Source organism: Glaciimonas sp. PAMC28666, assembly GCF_016917355.1.
In the GTDB taxonomy this organism is placed as follows: Bacteria; Pseudomonadota; Gammaproteobacteria; order Burkholderiales; family Burkholderiaceae_D; genus Glaciimonas.
Map to the genome: position 1 here is coordinate 4,755,671 of NZ_CP070304.1, position 22,954 is coordinate 4,778,624.

Below are 22,954 nucleotides of genomic sequence, written 5' to 3' on the forward strand. Positions count from 1 at the left end.
CGACTAATTTTCAAGCGCCCACCATTTTGGCAAAAGACGAACAATTTTGGGGTCTGTAAATCTATCATCGATCAAATGTATGGTTCCGCGATCAAGCTGGGTTCTGATGACTCGGCCAGCTGCCTGAACGACTTTGCGAATGCCAGGAAACAGGTAGGTATAGTCATAACCGAGATCGGACCCGAAAGTCGCACTCATACATTGCATCATCTGGTTATTAACGGGATTGAGCGGCGGTAATCCAAGGGTGGCAATAAACGCGCCAATCAGACAGTCCCCGGGAAGGTCAATACCTTCCGCGAAGGCTCCACCCAGTACGGCAAATCCAATGCCCTTGCTACCGGATGAGAAACGCGCCAAAAACTGTTCACGCTCCAACTCTCCCATGCGGCGCGACTGTATCCATACAGGCGTGTCCGGATATCGGTTTGCAAAAAGGTCCGCTACGTTTTGAAGGTAATCAAAGCTGCTGAAAAAAGCGAGGTAGTTCCCTTCCATTTTGTTGTAGGTATTACCCATTAGCCCGACGATCGGTTCCAATGATTTTTCACGATCTTTATATCGCGTGGAGATATCGCCGATATGCACAGATAATTGTTCCGCACCAAACGGCGACTGCACGTCGATCCATGCCGTATCGGCTGGTAGCCCGAGGGTATCAGAATAGAAATTTGATGGAGTCAACGTAGCGGAGAACAAAATGACCGAGCGCGCTGCGGCAAAGCGCTGGGCAAGAAAAGGCCCTGGAATAATATTTCGCAGGCAAAGACTTACCCCGCTTTGGATAGCCCGCGATCCTGATACCTCGGTATTTTTAGATACATCGAATAAAGAATGAGAGTCAAACAGCGCCGCCATGTGAGAGAAATGGAGCAAGTCAAAATAGAACCGCAATAAAGAGGAATCAAGGCCGACAGGGGTATCATTCAGATATTCAGACACTGTGCTGATGGTCTGCTGCATTGCATTGATAAAAGCTGGCGGTATAGCGCTTACCACCAGATAGGGAGTTGTCTGATTTTTGTGTAACGCATTCCACTGACGGTTGAAACGCTCAAGTGTTTTTTTGAGTCCTGGCGGTGAGTCCCGCCGCGCGCGTTTGAGATCGCCCTGCTCTAGTTCGGCCGAATACATTTGGCGCGCACGCTCTACCATATTGTGCGCCTCATCAACCAGCACAGTGACTCGCCATTGGTTTGCAACGGTGAGTCCATATAGCATCGCATTCAAATCAAAGTAGTAGTTATAGTCACCCACCACCACGTCGCTCCATCGCACCAGATCCTGACTCAAATAATAGGGACACACCTGATGCTCAAGCGCCACCGCACGAATGGCCGCTTTATCCATCGCATGGGCGCTAACGGCAGATTTACGTGCCATCGGCAAACGATCATAAAAACCTTTGGCGAGCGGACAAGAATCACCATGGCAAGCTTTGTCTGGATATTCACAGGCTTTATCGCGTGCCACTAACTCAAGTACGCGAAGCGGTAGTGCGGAGGCGCTGTTTTTAATTAATTTCAGCGCATCCAAAGCCAGATTACGGCCGGAGGTTTTGGCCGTTAAGAAAAAAATCTTATCCAGGCCTTGTTTGGGACAGGCCTTCAAAGTCGGAAATATGGTGCCGATGGTTTTTCCGATGCCTGTAGGTGCCTGCACCATCAGGCATCGGCCACTCGTCGTGGCGCGGTAAACATCTTCGGCCAATGCGCGTTGGCCCTGGCGGAAAACGGCATGCGGAAACTGCAATGCGTTTAGCGCCTGGTCTCTTGACGCGCGGTGTAAGAGCTCCCTATCCGCCCAATCTGAAAATCGCTCACATTGATTGTCAAAGAAAATCTTTAGAGCGTCTGCCGTATGCAGCTCGGCTATCTCCGTTTCCTGCTGACTGCCGATGTCAAAATAGACCAACGCCAGGCGCACTTCAGAAAGGCCACGTTCCTGGCAAAACAACCATCCGTAGATTTTTACCTGCGCCCAATGCAGCTGGCGATGATTGTTCGGTATCTGATTAAAGTCGCCACGATATGTCTTGATTTCTTCGAGTTGATTTTTGTCTGGATCATAACCATCGGCCCGCCCGGTAACACGCAAATTGTGTGCTTCCCCAGAAAGCGATATCTCCGACTGATAGGATTTTTTGCGGCGCGCTCGAACGATTCCGTGACCAGCGATGCCGTCCTGTGCCGAGGGGGATGGCGTGAAACGTAAATCAAGATCGCCGCATTTGGCGGTAAATTCGCATAAGTTACGAACCGCCACCACGTATGTCATGACGCCGCCCATTGGACGTAACATACCGCAACCGGCATCTGGTGCTTCGCGCAATAGTCCAGCCATCGTAACTGGTTATCTTGCAGCCTGTCTCCCGGCCCTTTCACCTCAATCATGCGGTATGTTTTTTGATCTGGCCAGAACTGGATCAAATCCGGCATTCCGGCACGGTTGGATTTTATATCTGACAAAACCCGCTCGAAGCATCGTTTTAAATGATCTGCGGGCAGGCATAGTAGCGCCAGATCAAGCAATTCGTCGGTCAATAGATGCCAGAACACAAACGGCGACTGCACTCCCGCTTTCTCCTTGAAGCATTGCCGTATGGTGGAAAGATATTGGTCGGTATCCAGCTGTCGCAGACACTCACCAAATTGCTGCTCGCGACGTTGGTGAAAATCCGGGCTCTGCAGGTCAACCGGTCCGGTATGAAAGGGGTGAAAAAAAGCATTCGGAATCGGCGCAAAAACCGCACTCCAGCAAAGTAGACCAAACAAAGAATTAATCAGACCATTTTCCACATAAAAAACCCGCGACTGCGCGTTGAACGCAGGCGAGTCTACTTGCCTTTGTTCGATTTTTTCCAAATGATCCCTGGCGTGCTCTTCTACGGATACTGGCGCAATCGCTGGCCATATTGACAAGTCGATGCGTTGATGCGAAATTTTGGCAATCGTTGGTTCTTTAGGTCGACCTAACTGACGACTTAACCTGGGGAGTATACGTGCAAGCTGCTGTTTTTCTGCTTCGCTTTCTGGATGGCACTGAGCGGTTTCAGCCAGCGCGAGAGCCAATCCAAATTGACCACATCGCTCCATCGACCGAATTGCACGGACCCTTGCGCCGGAATAATTACTACGCTCATACACAGCAACGGCAGCGCCATACGCTTTGTTTTTTTCGTAATGCTGTCCTATCTGAAACAGCAGCTTGTTGCGTCGCGCTTCCAGTAACGTGTTGCTATAACAAGCATTTGGTATATCGTTCAGCACCACCTCCGGATCCTCGCCCTCCAGGAAACGTTCGCGGCATTGAAAGAGGTAGTGATAATCATCGACGTCTTGTCGACTTTGAAACCCGCGTGAGGACGACGTAAAAGCCACTTTTTCATAGGTAAACACGCCGAGATCGGCGAGCACGAACTCAGTCCAATCCTGATGAAGATTCCCGAAAAACAACAACTTGATATCGTCGCAAATTGCGCTGATACGAAGCTGATAGACGCACTCCACCGACTGCGGATACCAACCTGAGAAGCACTGTTGGCCTTGAGCGGTAGTACGCAACGCCAACAGTTGTTCCGTTTTGGTCGGCGTTCGATTGGCCGTTTTTAAAAGATCCGACCCAAAGATATGGGTAATTTCGGATTTCTTTAACTGGCCGAACAATGCTTCAAGGTCGAGTAAGGGCCTGTCGTCGACCCATCCACATGCGACAAGTGGTGCCATTGCGGCATCGACTACCCCGATTTCGTCGTATATTAATTTATCCGAACGAAACAAATCACCTTTACGCATTACCATGCGTGTTAATAGCGCTCTGGACGCTCGAGGCAGCGAATGGAAATGTTCAATGAACTGCCGCTCTTCATGCCTTAAAAGGTCGTCGTAGCGTTGCGCAACCCAAGTCAGAACAAGCTGAAAGTTATCAAGATAATAAAAACGATTTTCGAGCAACTTCGCCATTTTCGATTGAAAAATAGTTCCGACATTTTGCGGACGCCCGACGGCGCCAACATATTGATGTTTTTTCGCCAGAGCAGTCATTTAGGAAACGCAAAAACGTTTCGGGCGTAGATACTTAGTATAGCGAAATAACGAGACGTCGCGAGAGACTGCGGGAGACCGCAAGAGACCGCACCAGATAGCGGATTTTTACCGTGCTGCACACAAGCGAATTAACCATATCCGAAGAAACAGTAATTCGAGATACCCCGGAGCAAGGCCTGTTCTCCACTCAATGATGGGATTCGGTGTGTAATAGCGCTTGCGATTGTCGCGCGATATCGAAATTTCGCGCCCGCCGATTCCGATACGCAAGCCCACCATCGCAGGGTTTGGTTGAAAGGTAGTCTCGTGAGTAATGGAATGAGAGGTTGTCATAGCGGGTTATCCCTAAGATTCTTAACATCGAAACCATAGCTTACCATAACAACTGTATGGATATACAGTAAAACTAGTTTTGTCTCTTTTTGACGACCTGTTTTTGCCACCCGCAACAGCCGGATTTAACTTCTGGATGTTCGGCGCTGCGACGATACAGCTCAGCGGAAGCGATTCGTTCTACCTTAGCGCCCTGGACGAAACTCTCCAATTTACTCCGTCGCATCCGGCTTGAAACCTAGTTTGCGCATTGCGGCCGCCAAGCCTTGCGCAGAGGTGGCATAGTTGTCCCAAGGAATATTCCCTTGATCGAGACGAGTATGAATGGTGCGGATGGTCCAGTGCGCTCCACCGGTCACGTGATTCAGTTCGTCCCATGCGATCGGTACCGAGACGCCCATTCCCGGCCTGGCGCGCGCAGACCATGCGCATACGGTGGTGGCCCCAAAACCATTACGAAGATAGTCGACGAAGATTTTTCCGACGCGATTACGCGGGCCACTTTTCACCACAAAATGCGTTGGTATTGCTGAGACCAGATGCGCAACGATAGCGCGTGAGAATGCCTTGACAGTTTCCCAGCCGTGCCGCTTCGCAATCGGCACGACGATATGGAAGCCTTTCCCGCCGCTAGTTTTCACGAACGATGTCAGTCCTAACTGATCGAGGAGCGCTTTGACGAGCAAGGTTGATTCTTGCATGGTTCCCCATTCCACGCCCTCCCCCGGATCAAGATCGAAGGTCATGCGGTCCGGTTTGTTGATTGCGGTCTTGATCGCATTCCAGGTATGAAACTCGACCACATTCATCTGTGCCGCCGACAACAGTCCCTCGGGTCGCGCAACCTCAAGTAAGCGCTCATGATCAGGATCAAGGTCGGCCGCCAGCTGTGCAATGCCAGCCATCTGCGCGATGGCTAAATGTTTTTGGAAAAAAACCTGTTTTCCCACACCATCAGGGGCGCGCATCAGCGACACGGGACGTCCTTTAAGGTGAGGCATCATCAATGGCGCTACCAGAGCATAAAATCGCAAAAGCTCGATTTTGGTGATGCCGCTGGCAGAATCTACCTCACGTTCTGGATTCGTAATCTTCAACGAAGATGGTAGCGCAGACGAAGCGCCGAGCTTCTCTTCCACATGCTTTGGAACTTCACGCACGATTGATCGTGCCGGTTTATCACTGCGCAATCCGTGATAAACCGGATGTCTTATCCGTCCGCTTTTGGTCCACTCTGCGAACGAGACCTCCGCTAACAATTCTGGCTTGACCCAATGCCCTTCGGGCCGTACATCGCTCACGGCGTTAAACGGGCATTTCTCACTCTTTATTGCGGTCAATGCGGCTGTTAGCGAGCGCAAGGTTTTTTCATCAAAACCTGTTCCTACCTTGCCTGCATAACGCAATTTTCCATCGGCATCATGTACCCCAAGTAACAATGCTCCCAGACCGGACCGGCTTCCCTGTGGATCGGTATAGCCGCCGATGACAAACTCCTGTCGGTGACTGCACTTGAGTTTAATCCAGTCCGGGGAGCGACGACTAAGGTAGGGTGCGTCCCGCTTTTTGCCAATCACTCCCTCCATTCCGAGTTGACAAGCAGATTTCACAATATCCGCGCCAATTGCCTCGAAATTTTCACTAAAGCGGATCGTTTGTGAGTTATTCTTTTCGAGCAAAGATTGTAAGATCGTTCGCCGCGCCATCAGAGGGACCTGGCGTAGATCAAATCCGGAGGAAAATGGAAGATCGAATAAAAAATAGACAATGCGTTGCGTCCTTTTTGCGTCAAAGGCACCTTGTAACGCCTGAAAATCAGGAATGCCATTTTCACCCGGCATGACGATTTCACCGTCATACCATCCGTTAGGGAGTTTGGCCTCTCTCAGCGCCTCGGCCAACGCCGGCAGTTTTTCCGTCCAATCATGGCCGTTGCGTGTGATCAGGGAAATCTTTTTTCCATCAATGCGGGACAATAATCGATACCCATCGTATTTTATTTCATACAGCCAGTCTTCGGAATCAGCGGGCGCGCTATCTACCAGCGTTGCCAGTTGCGGAACCAATTTAGGTGGAAGTGGCGCTTTTATCGCACCAGAAGGCATGGCAATTTTTTTTGAACCTGATATTTTTTCTGTTTTTTCTGTTGTTATGGGCACGGACTTTTTGGTAGCAAGTGGTGACTGGGGTTTGCGTTCCTTTTTAGTGGCGTTCGCGGCGTCGCGATTGGCGGTGGTGACGTTCTTGGGTTTAAGGGCGCTTTTTGGCGATGTGGTGTTTTTGGATGTCGGCGGCGGCAATTTTGCGACGCTATCCGGCATTTCATCGACCACACTGAAGTCCAAGGCTGGCCGCGCAAACGCATCTTTTTCTTTGATCAGTAACCATGTTGGCTTTTTGTTCTTATCGGACGCCGTGTCGGTATCGTCTCTATTTTTTATCCTGAGCAGCGCCCAGTTCCCGTGCAATTTATGACCCTGCAGCGAAAATTTTAAATTACCGTCACGCAATCCGATCTCCGGGTCATCAAGCGGTTGCCAGATACCCCTATCCCAAATAATCACTTTACCGGCGCCGTATTGTTTGGCCGGAATTTCACCCTCAAACTGGTTATACGCAATCGGGTGATCCTCAACCTGCACCGCCATGCGTTTATCCTTAGGATCAAAACTTGGTCCCTTAGGCACCGCCCAGCTCCGCATAGTGCCCTGGAATTCAAGCCGGAAGTCGTAATGCAAACGCGTGGCCCAGTGTTTCTGCACAACAAAGGCAAAACCAGACCCGACGGTGTCACCGCCGTCCTGAGGTTCTGTTGTTTTATTAAAATCACGTTTGGTTTTGTAAATCTTCAACGGATCGGAACGTGCCATGACGATCTCCCGTATTTTAATATTCCAGGTCCTTAACGCGATGAGTCTGGGTGACCCTGCGTGACGATGTGAGTGACAATCTGAGTGGTGATTAAACCGACTTTCGTTTAGTAACAGTTTTTTTAGCGGGTGCGGGTGCGTCAGCCGCTTTCGGTTTGGTGGCAACGCGTTTGGAGGGAGCGCTTTTCGTCGGCGATTTACCGACATTGTTCAAACTTCGCTGCAGCATTTCTGTAAGGTCGTAAATACGTGCGCCAGCGCCTGATTCACCGGGCTCTTTTTCGACAGGTGAAACCATTTCGGTTTGGCCAGCCTTGACTTTCTCTTCTACCAATTTGAGGATCTGCTCTTTGAATGAATCAGAAAACTCTTCCGGATTCCATGCGCCGCTCATATCGCGGACCAGTTGTTCACCCATTTTCATTTCTTTATCACTAAGACCGGTCGCCTTGATGCCTTCAGCCGGCAAATCAAGTTCATCCCAGCCCCGGACCTCGGTTCCCCAGCGCAACAAATCCAATACCAACGCAGGGCCGCAGGGCATCAACACTGCCAGATGCTGCTTGGTCTGGATCACCACTTTAGCAATGCCGACCTTTCCTGTTTTAAGCAACACTTCCCGCAATAACGCATAGACTTTCGCACCTTTATTAATCGGCGACACATAATAAGGTCTCTCCAGGTATAAAAACGGAATGTCGCCAGCATCCACAAAGCTTTCGATTTCTATCGTTTGTGTCGCTTTTGGATAGGCCGCAGCTATTTCTTCCTGCGACAAAATCACGTACTGGCCGTCCTCATACTCAATGCCTTTAACAATATTATCTTTGTCGACGTCTTTGCCGGTTTTCTTATTGATCCTCTTGTAACCCACGGGGTCCATACTACGTTTATCAAGCCAGTCAAAATTGAGGCCCTGCTCTGCTGTAGCGGAATGTAATGCGATGGGAATATGCACCAACCCAAACGAAATTGCGCCTTTCCACAAGACACGTTTGCTTGAAGTAGCCATCGCTGTACTCCCCTGGCGTTGATAAATTAATTAATCAGTGACGATATTTTGTGTCCCTGTTTTTGAATGAAAGGCGGGCAGGATATTACCTGCCCTAATTGCGTACTAATACTTTTTTTAAGCATTACAATCTTGGCGTAGTGTCGACATACCCATCAGAACCATAATAGGTATCAATTTCACTTGACCAACTTTGATCTGCCATATCAGGCCAATGATCCTTATCGAAACCTGGAGCGCTCTTTAGACGATCTTTATCGACATCCAGGATGAAGCGCTCATTCACCGAATCAAGTTTCAGAACGCTCCAAGGGACGGCGAATAATTTTTCGCCCATTCCAAGAAAACCGCCAAATGACAGAACTGCATAATTCACCTTACCTGTGCGGGTGTCGATCATGAGTTCTTTGATGTCGCCCAAGTCTTCGCCCGATTGATTACATACGTCGTTTCCAATTAGCGTATCTGCGCCGAGAACGTCTGGCCCAGGCCCTCCATTCACATTGTTTTTATATATGCCGTAGGTATCGCGATCCAGGTAGCTCATTTTTTGCTCCTTTCGAGAAATTTCAAGATGGATTACGTTCATTAAAACGTACCGAACGTAAGCGCTAGACTTCGACGAATTATCAAAGTTCCCGTGGAATTAACAGAAACTTCAAGTTAGTAATGGAGGGAAATTTTTGAGCAGATAACGCGCTGCAATGTTGTTTCGTGGCATGCCGTATGAGCACGACGGGGATACGGGCTCAACCCTTTTCGTCGCGCTCTTAACGGCTTATCCAACAGCCATGAATATTAAGCAAAGGAAATGATTGCACTTACGCGGGCGCAGAAACGTACCTACTTAGCGTGCTATTTTGGTCGACGCAACAAATGGCCTGCGGCATTTTCATCGAAGCGCCCCGCCTCCTCAATATACCCCGACACTGTTCCGTCATGTTGCCAGCCACCCTGCCGTTTAATATCCTGAAACCGTGCACCGGCGCGATAAGCGCTGGTGGCTAAGCCGCGACGAAGGCTGTGACTGCTCAACTGAGGAACATAAGGTAAACCGGCAAGCGTAGCCGCTGCCGCCAAAATACCGTTTAGACTGGCTTCATGGATCGCTTCGGAACCAAGCTGTCCCCATTTATTAATGCTTCTGAAGATCGGTCCCGAAGTGATTTCCGCGGCCTGGCACCAGTCACGCAAAGCACTGGGCGGGCAACAGACTTGCTCACCAAAAGGAATTGCCTTGGTAATCCCTTCACCTTTTTGATCAGTCTTTGAGCGCGGTAGCGTGATAAGAACGCCCTCTGGCTCCCAGGTGAGATGCGTAATTTGAAGACGCACAACCTCACTGCGTCGATAAGCCCCAAAGTAAGATATCTGCAGTAATGCATTATCGCGAAGCGCTTTTAATGTGCCCTGCTCCCGCAACGCCATGACGATCAACGCCAGATCCTCCACGGGGAGCGCCTTTGCCTTTTTAGCAGGCAGCCCATTTTTGCGCTGGATGCCCAGCAACGTTTTGCGTACGGTAGGCGTCGCTGCAGGATCAGGAAAGCTTTGTTGAATATGCCATTGCGATAACGCTGTTAAGCGCAAGGCCAGCGTTCTTGGATTGAGCGCGTGAGAGTAAGCGAGCAGGTAACGAAGAACCGACGATTCATCGGCAGGAAGCACGCCTCCCCATGTTAAAAAGTGGCGAATCGCGGAGCGATAAGTACGACGCGTGTTGTCCGACGTGGCTGCGGCAAGAAATTCATGGTGCTGTTGACGCCACTCCGCGAGGGAATCATTGGGCGTTATGCTAACCCCATCTGCACCATCGATAATTTGAATACTCATTTAGTCAGTTCATCCCAATCAGCGCTTCAAATTACACCGCATCAGGTGTAATTATTTTTACTTTCCAGTCGTGTTGCCATAACCGATGACTAACGACCATCTCGAAATGAATCCCTTTCCGCAAAAATGCCAACCATGCGGGATCGCTTTAAACGTCAAAAATTGCCCCATTTTGCAGCGTAATGCCCATTACAAACAGGAAGCTGGCAACGACAATCATAACATGCGATAACATACATTATCGAACGTTATAAATACGCACAAGAAGATATTAATTTTATAAAATTTGGTGTAATATTACGTATTATGTATTACGTTATTAAAGGAAAAAAATGGGACGGATTGGAATTTCGTACGTCGACGTTAGTCAATCAGCCGATAAATTGGTGGCCGAAGGCAAAAATCCAACGGTAGATAGCGTTCGGGAAGAGTTAGGAAGTACCGGAAGTAAAAGCACTCTTGCCCCTCTGCTGAAACGTTGGAAGGCAGAACATCAGGAAAACATGGCCAGCGCGGGCGTCGGCATGCCGTCCAATTTGGTGGACGCTATGAAAAGTGTTTATGACAACCTTCAGGCCGACGTGGAGCAAAGAATCGCCCTGGTGCAAGATGCGCATCAAATCGCGTTGGCAGAGTTGGGCGAAATAGTCCAGCAGCAACGGGAAGAAAATGCCATCGCCGTTGAAACGAATGCCCAATTAAATGAAGAGGCGAGCCGCGCGCAGCAAGTGTTCGAACAACTGCGCGCTGAACAACGCGCACTAAATCTAGCGCTGGCGACGGCCCAGGCCGAAAATACAGGATTGCTCAATCGCCTGGCTGATCGCGCTGCAGAAATTGTGACGATGCATCAACAATTAAGTTACGCCCGAACACAGTTTGAACATTATCAGGAAGCCAGTACCATCCAACGGGCCGAAGAGCGTAGCGGATTTGAGCAAAAGCTCATGCGTGGAGAGCAAGAACTTGCCACCATTCGTCAACAATCCAATGATCAACAGTTAAAATTAATCCAGCAGGAAAATCGGCTTGCCCAACTTCCAACCTTAGTGCAGGAAGTGCAGCGATTGCAGGACATCGCGAACATTGAGCGCCAACAAGCAGCAGTCATCGGCGCAGAACATACCCAACTAACCTTTCAGGTACAACAATTGATGACGGAGCGCGCGGAGCTGAAACATAGACTGGAAACGACCCAGCTAGCCTTCAATGAAATCACTTTGCGCTGTGCTGTTGATGAAAAAGAAAAGTGGATGCTTGAAAAGCATATCGCTGAAGCGGAAGTCAAAATGGATCAACTCAGAGAAGATAAAATGGGTCTTATGCAGGAGCGCGCCACCTTGCAGGCGCAGGCTTCGGCTAACGCGATGCAGGCGCCCGCCAAGGCCATATAATTCTTTTAAATCTGAAGCGGCGCTTCCTCTGTTGTAAACGAAGCGCGCAGCCAAACTATGTCTGGGGATTCATGACCAAAACAGCGATCTGATCACCGCCAAAGACCGCCGCAACAGTCGCAACGCCACCGATTTCGGCAAGAGCCAGCTCCATCTTGGGCATCTTGTCGATCATAAAAATAGCCAGCGCGGTGCCGGTGCCGGGTTGCGCACCGATGACCATCTGAGCCTGCGTGGCGGGAAAGGCATTTTATTGTAGGCGGATGTGCAGCCGCTGGCGAATGGGGAGCAGCTTGATATGGCAGCTGCGGGTGGTCAGCTCGATACGATACTCGCGCAAATGGCATCCTTAAACAATGCCGCAAAGCTGGCACACGCTGAAATCACCGATCTGAGAGCAGAAAATCACTAGATGCAAACCAGCGTCAAGACGCTTAAGGAGGAGTCGCAGAGAATCTTGAGTAATGACTTCATTATTACCATTACTGAGGCTCTCTTTCAGATATATTCTTGAATTTATTCGATATTTCAATTATTATTGAAATATCGAAGCATCGGCTTTACTGCACACTATAAATAGGACAAACGCTATGGAAACTAAAGGCGTTATCACCGCGCTATCGGCGTTGGCGCAAGACTCGCGGCTTGCGGTATTTCGCCTTCTGGTACAAGCCGGTCATGCGGGTATGCCGGCCGGAAAAATCGGCGAAGCCGCGGGAATCTCTCCTTCATCGCTTTCGTTTCACATGAAAGAATTAGCCCATGCGGAAATGGTGACATCGCGCAATGAGGGGCGATTTGTGATTTACGCGGCTAATTTCAGTACGATGAATGGACTCATCGCGTTTCTTACTGAAAATTGTTGTGGCGGTATTCCGTGCCTCCCCGATTGCAGCCCTGCAACCCTGTCCGTATCTCCGGCCAAGATTCTGTAATAAGACAACGACGACGTGTTTAATTGGATCAATGTCATCGCCGGGACAAAATTGCGACGAAGGTACGCAATCCCAGTCCCATTCTGCTGTCATACGAAACCCAGAGTTATCCGAATTTTGCGAGAAAATAATGTCCGCCCAATGTGAACTGACCGGTAGGCGTGCCGCTGGTGTCTCCATGAATCTTTTTGAACGTTATCTCACGGTCTGGGTGGCGCTCTGCATCGTCGTTGGGGTTCTGCTAGGCCGGGGCTTTCCCCATGCGATTCAAGCCATTGGCGCAGTAGAAATCGCTAAAGTGAATCTGCCAGTCGGCGCCCTAATCTGGGTCATGATCATTCCCATGTTGCTTAAGATTGACTTCTCTGCCTGGAATCAAATCAAAGGACATGTCCGTGGAATCGGGGTAACGTTATTCATCAACTGGGCTGTTAAACCGTTCTCGATGGCGTTTTTAGCATGGGTGTTTATCCGACATTGGTTTGCGCCGTATCTACCCACTGAACAGTTGGATTCTTATGTTGCTGGATTGATTCTCCTGGCGGCGGCGCCTTGCACAGCGATGGTATTTGTCTGGAGTCGGCTGACCGGCGGCGATCCTTATTTTACGCTCTCGCAAGTCGCCATGAACGATGTGATCATGGTGTTCGCATTTGCACCGTTAGTCGCCTTATTGCTAGGTGTATCCAGTATAACCGTGCCATGGGCAACGCTAATGACATCGGTCACGCTATACATTATCGTTCCGGTGACCATTGCACAAGTTTGGCGGAAACGCTTGCTTGCGAGCGGACAAGCAAACTTCGACAAGGCGATGGACCGTATCCAACCTTGGTCGATCACCGCCCTATTACTCACCCTCGTTTTGCTCTTTGCTTTTCAGGGTAATGCGATCATTGAGCAACCGCTAGTGATTGGGTTGCTGGCGATTCCAATTTTGATACAGGTCTTTTTTAATTCTGCGCTGGCGTATTGGCTGAATAGAGTTGTCGGTGAAAAGCATTCTATTGCATGCCCATCGGCATTGATCGGTGCATCAAATTTTTTTGAATTGGCAGTTGCGGCAGCGATTAGTTTGTTCGGCTTTAAATCCGGCGCCGCACTTGCCACCGTAGTCGGGGTATTGATCGAAGTGCCTGTGATGCTGCTCATTGTTCGCATCGTCAATCGAACGCAAGGCTGGTACGAAAGACGGTAGGCCCTGACAGTGAGCAAACATTCAGGGTGGCGCATTTCTGGATAGAGAATCATTCAGTGCTTATCTTTTGTAGAGGAACCCGGGAGCGGGAAGCAGAAATCTCTTTTCCTTAGTTGGCGTCGCGTTGTTGGATGCTATTTTTTTACTTATTTAATCAATCTTTCATTGCAGGCCGCTGGCCAGCAAGCCCTCAAGAAAGCCTCACCATGAACATCACCATTTACCATAATCCCAAATGCGGCACTTCGCGTAACACGCTGGCATTGATACGCAATGCGGGAATTGAGCCTGAAGTGATTGAGTACCTGAAACATCCGCCGACTACTGCCACGCTTGCGCAATTGATCGCCGATGCGGGACTCACGGTGCGCGATGCTATTCGGCAAAAGGAAACTCTGTATGCGGAACTTGGGCTGCATAAGGACGAACTGCAGGACGCGGATCTGCTGGCTGCCATGCAAGCCCATCCAATGTTGATCAACCGTCCGTTCGTGGTCACGCCGAACGGGACGCGCCTATGCCGCCCATCCGAATTGGTGCTCGATATGTTGCCCCTTACTCAAAAAGGCCCATTCGCCAAAGAGGACGGCGAAGTGGTCATCAATGCGGAGGGGCAACGTGTCACACCATCTGTTTAATTTACCGAATGTCGCAGCCGAGCTCTTCCGGGCGCCGGTCGCATCGGATTTCGATGGTGCCGTTCGGTCGTCTCATGCGCCGCGTTTTTTGCTGCTTTACGGTTCGTTACGTGAAAAATCTTATAGCCGTTTGCTGACGATGGAAGCTGCCCGATTGCTGGAAGCAATGGGCGGAGAGGTTAAAATTTTCGATCCCCACGGACTGCCATTGCCGGACGAGCAACCGGATAGCCACTCAAAGGTGCAGGAACTCAGAGCTCTGGCGCAATGGGCCGAAGGCATGGTCTGGTGTTCGCCTGAGAGGCATGGCGCCATGACTGGCATCATGAAAGCGCAAATCGACTGGATACCGCTAGCTATCGGTGCCGTGCGTCCGACACAGGGAAAGACACTCGCACTGATGGAAGTATCCGGCGGCTCGCAGTCGTTCAATGCCCTCAATCAGATGCGCATATTGGGCCGCTGGATGCGGATGATCACGATCCCTAACCAGTCCTCAGTTGCCAAGGCATTTCTAGAGTTTGATGACACTGGTCGTATGAAGCCCTCGGCCTATTACGAACGTGTCGTTGATGTAATGGAAGAGTTATTCAAATTTACCTTGCTTACCCGCGATGTGTCGTCCTTCCTGGTAGACCGCTATAGCGAACGGAAGGAAAGTGGGGAAGCGTTGAGCAAGCGTGTAAATCAAAAATCGATCTGACGTGCAAGTGAAGTTCGAGCGAGGTGCAAATAAGGTACGAGCGAGGTGTGAACAAGCTAGATCAACCCATAGATGGTGCGTTAACTTCTCCCACCGTCTTATGCTGATTAAAGGGTGACATTCCAGAGTACGAAGTCATAGCTGGTTTATTCATGGGTTGATATTGGTACCTACTTTCGTAGATCCGATGCCGGTTTCCATACCAGTGAAATGACGGGCCGCTGAGATAAACGATCTTATGAAAATTCGGCGGGCTTGAAGTTGAAACCCGCCGAGAAACCAGCCTACCAGGTCCCACCGAAACCTCAAGTATCAAAGGTCTGATGCCGCTGGTTGGAGAACTGGCTTAAAACCAATTAAAACTTGTGACGAATGCCGACGCGTAAAACATGTTGCGTTGCGTCGTCGTCCGGCGCATTGCTATAGGCAGCGTTAATCACACCGGGATTATTTGCGCCGTTTGCACGTTGCTTGGTATAAAACCCGTAAAAATCAGTGCGTTTCGAGACGAAGTAGTCAACCCCAAGGTTAAGCTGGGTGGTGCTGACTTTGGTCGAACCGACCGTTTGACGTCGGATATCAGCCCGGTCATGAATGACACTTCCCAGCAAGTGAACACTCGGAGAGAGTGCAAAATCAACGCCCAGGTCAATGATATTCGCTTCAGATGCAGAAGTGATATTCACCAGGCCCACCGTCGCTACCGAACTCACAAGGGGTTGTTTTACGTGGGACCACGCGCCGTAGAGCTTGGCCTGGCCTAACTGGTAACTGGATCCCAGCGTAAAGGTTTTCAAATCGGTGTAGCCGGGTTTTGCGGGCAACGCGCCAACTGCGAGTTTGCTCTGAAAATATCCGATGCCGACTCCAAATGGGCCATTGGCATAATTTCCGCCGATACCAAACGACTGACCAGCCGAAAGTTGTCCAGCGACTTCACCAAAGCCGTAAAACAGGCTACCGGTAAAGCCGACGTAATTGAGGCTGTCATAACGGATCGAGTTGTTGGCACGCATACCGGCGACACGGTCCAGATTATTAAAATGGCCGCCTTTAATGCCATTACCGCCGAAGGTTTGAACTGATGTATATTTACCGCCAATATCTTCCAGGAAGTCGGTTTGACGGCCTACGGTGACCGTACCAAACGCACCTGTTAAACCGACGACTGCTTTACGATCAAACAATGTATTTGCAGCGGCAAACGCGCCGTTATCGACATTAAACCCGTTTTCCAACTGGATAATGGCTTTTAGGCCGTTCCCAAGATCTTCCGTCCCTTTGAAACCAATGCGGGAAGCTGAGGTATCACCAGAATCCAGACTAAGACCACTGCCATTGTTTGGACCGACTTTACTGGTGTATGTTACCCCCGCATCGACGATCCCATAGATGGTAACGTTGGTTTGTGCTTGCGCATTAGCGCCGATTAAGCTGAGGGCTGCTAATGCGAATAATGTTTTTTTCAATTTCTATCCTTTGTTGAAAATAATGCTTTCTGCTCGTTAAGGTGAATTAAGTTGAAGATTCACAGCGCAGATATTCGAACTGATAAATATCGACACTGAAAAAGTTGCCATAACGTCACTAAGCGAAGAAGATTATAATTCCCCAAGGAAATAAACCGCGGTTATTACCCTTTCTCAATAGCAAAGTTAGATGTTTTACTTATATAAGCCCATGTAAATGAGCAAAATTTCAATCATTTTCTAATGATGCATTGATCGCTTTGAAAGCGATTTAAAATCGATTTCAACGCGATTTAAGATTCGATTGGGAAATATGGCATACGTTTTGATCACAAGCGCTACAACACTGGCTGCTCTGAATGCAGGCAAGTGGTGACAATCAAAATAGCGCAGGGGAAGAAAACTAAACAGATGGGGGTGCGGCGGGCGGCAACTAACGAGTAGAAGATTCACCCGCGCTTTGGCGGGCGAACAATAACGGGCGGCAGGCGATTCTAATCTACGATTTTTTCTGCGACGAACACTTTCGTATTCGCTTCTTTAAATACATTCACTAACGTTTCCGGTATCGGTTGATCGGTAAATAATGCGTCGATCTTGGACAACTCGCTGAGCTGTACCAGAGCCGGACGCATGAACTTTGAATGATCAGCCACTAAAAATACGCTTCGGGAATGGGCAATAATCGCTTCCGCAACTCTTACTTCCCGATAGTCATAATCCCGTAATGCCCCGTCGGGATCGATACTGGAAATGCCTATGATGCCAAAGTCCACTTTAAAGCGTTGGATAAAATCGATCGTTTCTTCGCCAGTGACACCCAAATCACGGGCTCGTACTACGCCACCGGCAATGATCACTTCGCAGCCCGGATAACCGCTCATAATCGCAGCCACGTTAAGATTATTCGTGATGACGCGTAAATTACGACGGCGACTGAGCGCCTTGGCGACTTCTTCGGTGGTGGTACCGATATTGATAAACAATGTTGCCTGATCGGGAATATGTTCAGCCACCAACGCCGCGATTCTGCGTTTTTCTTCAGACTGCAACCCCTGCCTATCGCCATAAGCAATATTTTCAGCGCTGGAAGGAAGACCGACGCCTCCGTGATAGCGTTGCAATAAATTCTGCTCCGCCAGCATGTTGACGTCGCGACGGATCGTTTGTTGCGTCATTCCAAACCGATTCGCCAGATTTTCAACAGTGACGAAACTTTCGCGCTGAACGTAATTGATGATTTCTTGCTGCCGTGCATTCAGTGTGACGATGGGTATCTGGGCCATATTACGCATTCGATCTCAAAATTCTTAACAAAACTGTTCGGGCGTCGCCCATTAGTTTACCCGTAATGCGACCAATGTAACCAGCGCCTGGCGACGAACATCGCCGTTCACATCACCGCGTATTAGCGTCATCGAAGAACGCGACAGATACGCCCGCGCGCCCGAGATCGGCAACAATGGCGTAACCTCACGTAGCGCCGCGATCAGTTCAGGTGTCAGCTTATCCAATACCGGGCGGACTTCAAGCGCCAGATTAGGTGCATCTTGAAACTTATACGCGGGTGGGAGCGTATTGCGCCAACCTGCTAATAAATCACGTTGCATAATTTTTCCGGCATCAAATTGATTTTGAAAGAAAGCCCGAACAATCTCGCCATCCACACCGCCCAAGGTCGCGGCTTGCGCCGTGACACCATCCAGAATCTGCACCTCACGCTGCGGGTCGTCCACCGCGGCACCGGAATTCCATTTAGATTTTGCCACTTTTGACGCAACGTTTAAGCGCTGATCCATCAGGCCCAATAAATAATCAATTTTCTTTGCGTCAGCAGGTGAAATAACGCTCCTCTCCGATTTCGCCCCGTCCTGCAGGGTCGGCGAGTAGGCCTGACAAGCGCTCAACGTTAGCAACACGATTAAACACCCTAGATAGCGCAAGTAGGACACAGGAGACTTCGACAAAATGGGTGTAGGCATGAAAAGTTTCTTTTACTGTTTATTGTAATTTGGAGACACGTTATCAGGTATTCCGGGAAATTTCTCGTTTTGGCATAAAATATTGTACAAGTAACAACACAATACATAGCGATAAAACGTACACTATCATTTTTGCACCTTAGAAACATTTTTTATGCTGTCTCTTCTTAAACTGATCGACGCCGACGTCAGCGCTGCGTTACCTTCCGATGACGTCGCATATGCAATCGCATTGGTCAAAACGTTGCGTCCCCGTTCGCCCGGAAATAGCGACGAAGCGCAGAAGAACGTTGCCGCACTCGTTTTAATTTTACAAAATAATCCTGACTATTGTCGTGCTCTGCGGCATTACCTATTGCGCATCTACGCTACCCGCCGCCAAACCAGTCTTTATACCGATATCGGCATTCTTCCAAACGCGGGGTTTTTCACAGAACTATTCCAGCGCATGGCCTATAGAATTTTGCCGCCAGCACTGGATGAAAACTATCTCCGCGATTGCCTGGATCGTCTGCTACCGTTCGAAACCGATTATATCTGGCTTAACGCCGTACCCACGGCGACGTGGTTAGCGCTAATCGCAGTGTTGCATGATGCTGCACGGAGAAAAGAATCCCCTTCTTTTAACGTGGAAAGCACCGATGGTAGTAAGGCAGATCAAGATCTTGATGGCAACAATTTGGCGATTTTTAACGCGGCCGTGAGGCAGGCCAACGAGATCGAAACGAACGAAGCCCGTGACCGTCACAAGACCATTACCGAGTTACTCGATGCAACGCAAACGTTGTCTTATCGGATCAGCGCCATGGGGTTGGAACCCTCGTTAATTCGCCTATATCCGGAAATGGAGGATTTCGAGTCGCCTTTTCTGATGCAAAACGTTGAGTTACACCGCTATCTTGCCGGTTATCGTCATCTTTTAGACCCTGCTGGGACAACAACGCATGCCATAAGCAACGCGATCGGTAACGGTTCCGACGCGATTAAAAATAATCCAGATGATGCGGCGTCGCGCGAGCTGCTGATACCAGCGCTCATCGAAGACGCCAGGCATTTACAGGTCATGCTCGATCAATGCGACGATGTAGTGATCAAAATTCGCAAGAAAGCCCTAAAAATGGGCACCAGTGTCGCGCTCACTTATCTACTGGTGCGCCTGGATCAGAGCATTTCTCGTTTGAGCAAGCTGCTCACCTTGGTTGCTGCGGGCGACACCAGCGATCCAGAAAACCAGCCACAACTAGCATCCGCAGATGTAGTCAGTGCTAGCGATAGCGACGGTTATAGCGATCCAACTATTGCTGTATCCCCTCCTCCTCCGCCTTCAGAACAACTGGCCAAGCGAACTGCGGCAGTGGCGCTGGCACGAGAGTTGATCGAGGCGCATAACCGCAAATACGCGGTTCGCGAACTGTTCGCCAGCAACATCAATTTGCTGGCCCGAAATATTACCGAAAATGCGAGTCGGACCGGAGAGCATTACATCGCAGAAGATCGCAATGAATTCGTTGCCATGTTTCGCTCAGCCGCCGGCGCCGGCTTGGTTATCGGATTCATGGCGATGATGAAAATTCTTTATTCATACCTCCGCGCCGCCCCCCTCGTGGAAGCTTTTTTATTCAGCATGAATTACTCGGCAGGTTTTATGCTGATTCATGTATTGCACTTTACCGTCGCGACCAAACAACCCGCAATGACCGCTTCACGGATAGCGGCTGGCCTGCATAGCAAAGATAGTCGCCATATTGATATTGACAGTCTGGTTGGGCTTATTGTCAAAGTTTTCCGAACCCAGTTTATCGCCGTTACCGGCAATCTATTGCTGGTTTTCCCCGTCGCGTACATTATTAGCGTTGGATGGTTTCACCTGTTTGGGCACCATCTGGTAACGCCTGATAAAGCGCAACATTTGCTCCATGATCTGGATCCGTTACATAGTCTCGCGCTCTTTCATGCGGCCATCGCCGGCGTCTGCCTGTTCCTGGCCGGGCTGATTTCGGGCTATTACGATAACCGTGCGCTCTACACGCATATGGCGCAACGCATAGAGCGGGCGCGATGGCTACGCCGACTATGTGGCAAGCAAAGGCTCAGCAAAGTTGCGCATTACCTTGAAGCCAATTTAGGCGGTCTGATGGGTAACTTTTATTTTGGCATTCTGCTTGGCACGATCGGCACGATTGGCTTTATGGTCGGCTTGCCTATCGACATCCGCCACATCACCTTTTCTGCAGCCAACTTTGCCATTGCGTTGGTTGGTCTCGACAACCAGATGGGCTGGCAAGTTGCACTCCGTTCGATAACAGGCATTCTCGCAATTGGAACAATCAATCTCTGGGTGAGCTTTTCCCTGGCATTATTCGTGGCGTTACGCTCGCGCCAGGTCCATTTTCAGCAAGGGTTGCCATTAGCCAAAGCTATATTTGCGCGCTTTCTTCAGCGACCTATCGACTTTTTTATTCCACCCAAAAGCGTCGCGTTGGCCGACGCTGATCATAATCTGGCGGGATAGTAAGCGACATTTCATAAAGAAAGGCATAAACGAGGTCACCTGCAAACCGCAGGCCATGGATTCAAATGCCATTTGCACAGAATCAACGCACGGTTTGCCAACCAACTTAGTTAAAGTGATAATTTAACTATATACTTTGGAGACAAGCGTAAGTAAAGCCTGCGCGTTTCCGAACCTGATGATAAGAATGCCCTCCATGAGATTCGCTCTAACGGAACTTCAATTATTTTCCCGGCTACGCAGGTTGCTGGTGGTCGTTTTTCTCGGCCTGACCATTCCTTCCTGTGCGTCCTTACCCGACGTAAGCACCTTCGATATTCGGCCCGTAGACGGCTCACTGGCGATTAAGAGTCGACCAGAAAATGCGCGTGCGTCATCGGTTCTGGTGGCGCGGCTAAGCCATTCCGGGGTCGACCTGCAAAAATTGGCGGCGCTGGAAGACACTGCAGTGACCGCGCCACCCATATCAGGGAACAAAATAACCTTGTTATTCGATGGTCCGCAAACACTCAGCGCCATGATTAAGGCGATCGCCAATGCCAAGAATAATATCAATTTTGAGACCTATATTTTTGATCAGGACGCTTTAGGCATGCAATTCGCCAACTTACTGATCGAAAAACAGCGCGCTGGCGTTCAGGTCAATATCATTTACGACAGCGTTGGAACGATTGGCACGCCGACCGAATTTTTTGATCGTATGCGTAAAGCCGGTATTAAATTAGAGGAATTCAATCCCGTCAATCCACTCAAACGATTTGGTCCATGGCGTCTCAACAATCGGGATCATCGCAAAATCCTCGTAGTTGATGGGAAAATTGCCTTCACCGGTGGCGTGAACATCAGCGCGGCCTACGCCAACAGCTCTTTGTTCAGATCCAGGAAAAAGGAAACCGGGTCAGTCGGCTGGCGCGATACACACATTCAGATTGAAGGTCCGGCTGTCGCATTTTTACAGCTATCCTTCATGCGTACCTGGGCCAGCCAGGGCACTGACGATCTACCTGATCTAAAGTATTTTCCGCCATTAGGCGTCGCTGGTGATAAAACTGTGCGGGTCCTCATTAGTCGGCCCCGGGGCGACTTTATTCTTTATAAGGCCTACATTCAAGCGTTTCAAAATGCGAAGAAAACCATTCACATCACAACCCCCTACTTTGCACCGGATCAGCAAATGGTAAAAGCGTTGACCGACGCCGCGCGCCGCGGGGTCGAAGTTTCGATGATTTTTCCTAGCGTCTCCGATAGTGGGCTCGCGTCTCAGGCAGGTCAATCGTATTACGATCAGCTGTTAGCGTCCGGGATTAAAATTTATCGGCTACAGGTCGCAATTCTGCATGCCAAAACGGCGGTGATCGATGGCAACTGGTCCACGGTCGGTTCCGCCAATCTGGATATTCGCAGCTTTTTACACAATTACGAAGCGAACGTCATCATCATGGGCGACGAATTCGGCGGCGAGATGGAAAATGCGTTCGACGAAGACTTGAGCAGCTCTGATGAAATTACGAAGGACGCATGGGACAACAGATCACTGGCAGATCGCATTAAGGAGTGGGCCGCCCGATCACTGGGCTATTGGCTTTGATTTGCCTAAGCCTTTCAAGCTAACGATACAGGGTTACCCAACCCGGCCCGCCAACCTTCCAACGGTGAGGTCAGGCGAGGTGAAATCAACCTTAGCGCCGTTGAAATAAAATAAAAGTCTTATGGTATTTGTTCAATATTACGGTACTATCAACGTTATAAAAACATTGCTTTTATACCCATAGTCATTGCCCCTTATGTTTTTCATCAGATAGCTCTATAGCGCACGCTGGTAGCGAGGTTCATCCCGTTATCCGCGGTAACAAAGTTCAATTAAGTTTTTAACACCAAAGAACGCGTTAGTTTCAACTTTCACAATTGCCGCATCTCGCGGTCTCATCAGCATATCAAGAAGTCTTCATTGCAAAATGGTGATGTCGCCAGACATTGCTCACACTGCTAACAAAAATAGTTTATGCAACAAGTTTCATTCTGACAACGG

Annotated in this window: 18 protein-coding genes; 8 read left to right on the top strand and 10 right to left on the bottom strand. The window is 49.6% G+C overall.

Going from position 1 to position 22,954, the window contains the following annotated elements; translation table 11 throughout:
* Positions 1-3: 3 nt before the first annotated feature.
* The 7 genes from JQN73_RS20460 to JQN73_RS20490 all read right to left on the bottom strand — a co-directional run bounded on the left by JQN73_RS20460 (position 4) and on the right by JQN73_RS20490 (position 10,094).
* A complete protein-coding gene (locus tag JQN73_RS20460; RefSeq protein WP_205323492.1) occupies positions 4-2,277 on the bottom strand; it encodes an ATP-dependent DNA helicase in 2,274 nt (757 codons plus the stop codon).
* Complete coding sequence (locus tag JQN73_RS20465) at positions 2,274-4,043, bottom strand: VRR-NUC domain-containing protein (RefSeq protein WP_370551270.1); 1,770 nt, start codon at positions 4,041-4,043, stop codon at positions 2,274-2,276. Before JQN73_RS20465 ends, JQN73_RS20460 begins: the two co-directional genes overlap by 4 nt.
* A gap of 108 nt (positions 4,044-4,151) precedes the next feature.
* A complete protein-coding gene (locus JQN73_RS20470) occupies positions 4,152-4,379 on the bottom strand; it encodes a hypothetical protein (protein ID WP_205323541.1) in 228 nt (75 codons plus the stop codon).
* Between the two features lie 212 nt (positions 4,380-4,591).
* Positions 4,592-7,249, bottom strand: coding sequence for a DNA ligase D (gene ligD / locus JQN73_RS20475; protein WP_205320760.1), 2,658 nt, complete (start codon positions 7,247-7,249; stop codon positions 4,592-4,594).
* 91 nt (positions 7,250-7,340) lie between these two features.
* Positions 7,341-8,261 (bottom strand): Ku protein, encoded by a 921-nt coding sequence (locus JQN73_RS20480; RefSeq protein WP_205320761.1) that lies wholly within the window; start codon positions 8,259-8,261, stop codon positions 7,341-7,343.
* Positions 8,262-8,385: 124 nt separating this feature from the next.
* Complete coding sequence (locus JQN73_RS20485) at positions 8,386-8,808, bottom strand: PRC-barrel domain-containing protein (RefSeq protein WP_205320762.1); 423 nt, start codon at positions 8,806-8,808, stop codon at positions 8,386-8,388.
* Positions 8,809-9,116: 308 nt separating this feature from the next.
* On the bottom strand, positions 9,117-10,094 hold the full coding sequence (locus JQN73_RS20490) for a tyrosine-type recombinase/integrase (RefSeq protein WP_205320763.1): 978 nt from the start codon (positions 10,092-10,094) through the stop codon (positions 9,117-9,119).
* A 332-nt stretch (positions 10,095-10,426) separates the two neighbouring features.
* Here JQN73_RS20490 and JQN73_RS20495 point away from each other — a divergent pair, with 332 nt between their 5' ends.
* The 6 genes from JQN73_RS20495 to arsH all read left to right on the top strand — a co-directional run bounded on the left by JQN73_RS20495 (position 10,427) and on the right by arsH (position 14,962).
* Positions 10,427-11,488 (top strand): DNA-binding protein, encoded by a 1,062-nt coding sequence (locus JQN73_RS20495; protein ID WP_205320764.1) that lies wholly within the window; start codon positions 10,427-10,429, stop codon positions 11,486-11,488.
* Between the two features lie 91 nt (positions 11,489-11,579).
* A complete protein-coding gene (locus JQN73_RS22890) occupies positions 11,580-11,747 on the top strand; it encodes a type VI secretion system Vgr family protein (RefSeq protein WP_370551378.1) in 168 nt (55 codons plus the stop codon).
* A gap of 331 nt (positions 11,748-12,078) precedes the next feature.
* The gene (locus JQN73_RS20505) at positions 12,079-12,423 is read left to right on the top strand and encodes a helix-turn-helix transcriptional regulator (RefSeq protein WP_205320765.1); all 345 of its coding nucleotides are present in this window, start codon (positions 12,079-12,081) and stop codon (positions 12,421-12,423) included.
* A 130-nt stretch (positions 12,424-12,553) separates the two neighbouring features.
* Complete coding sequence (gene arsB / locus JQN73_RS20510; RefSeq protein ID WP_205320766.1) at positions 12,554-13,621, top strand: ACR3 family arsenite efflux transporter; 1,068 nt, start codon at positions 12,554-12,556, stop codon at positions 13,619-13,621.
* A gap of 206 nt (positions 13,622-13,827) precedes the next feature.
* The gene (gene arsC / locus JQN73_RS20515; protein ID WP_205320767.1) at positions 13,828-14,259 is read left to right on the top strand and encodes an arsenate reductase (glutaredoxin); all 432 of its coding nucleotides are present in this window, start codon (positions 13,828-13,830) and stop codon (positions 14,257-14,259) included.
* On the top strand, positions 14,225-14,962 hold the full coding sequence (arsH, locus tag JQN73_RS20520) for an arsenical resistance protein ArsH (protein WP_205320768.1): 738 nt from the start codon (positions 14,225-14,227) through the stop codon (positions 14,960-14,962). The genes arsC and arsH overlap by 35 nt, the downstream gene beginning before the upstream one ends.
* 356 nt (positions 14,963-15,318) lie before the next feature.
* On the opposite strand, the gene JQN73_RS20525 is transcribed toward arsH, so the two are convergent.
* The 3 genes from JQN73_RS20525 to aroQ all read right to left on the bottom strand — a co-directional run bounded on the left by JQN73_RS20525 (position 15,319) and on the right by aroQ (position 18,413).
* The gene (locus JQN73_RS20525; RefSeq protein WP_205320769.1) at positions 15,319-16,431 is read right to left on the bottom strand and encodes a porin; all 1,113 of its coding nucleotides are present in this window, start codon (positions 16,429-16,431) and stop codon (positions 15,319-15,321) included.
* Between the two features lie 494 nt (positions 16,432-16,925).
* Entirely contained in the window at positions 16,926-17,717 is a 792-nt protein-coding gene (locus tag JQN73_RS20530; protein ID WP_205323495.1) for a DeoR/GlpR family DNA-binding transcription regulator, read from the bottom strand.
* 51 nt (positions 17,718-17,768) lie between these two features.
* Positions 17,769-18,413, bottom strand: coding sequence for a gamma subclass chorismate mutase AroQ (aroQ, locus tag JQN73_RS20535; RefSeq protein ID WP_205320770.1), 645 nt, complete (start codon positions 18,411-18,413; stop codon positions 17,769-17,771).
* Positions 18,414-18,567: 154 nt separating this feature from the next.
* Here aroQ and JQN73_RS20540 point away from each other — a divergent pair, with 154 nt between their 5' ends.
* Together JQN73_RS20540 and cls are read left to right on the top strand one after the other, a co-directional pair.
* Positions 18,568-20,925, top strand: a complete 2,358-nt coding sequence (locus tag JQN73_RS20540; protein ID WP_205320771.1) for a site-specific recombinase — start codon at positions 18,568-18,570, stop codon at positions 20,923-20,925.
* 196 nt (positions 20,926-21,121) lie between these two features.
* The gene (gene cls, locus JQN73_RS20545) at positions 21,122-22,513 is read left to right on the top strand and encodes a cardiolipin synthase (RefSeq protein WP_205320772.1); all 1,392 of its coding nucleotides are present in this window, start codon (positions 21,122-21,124) and stop codon (positions 22,511-22,513) included.
* Positions 22,514-22,954: the final 441 nt, after the last annotated feature.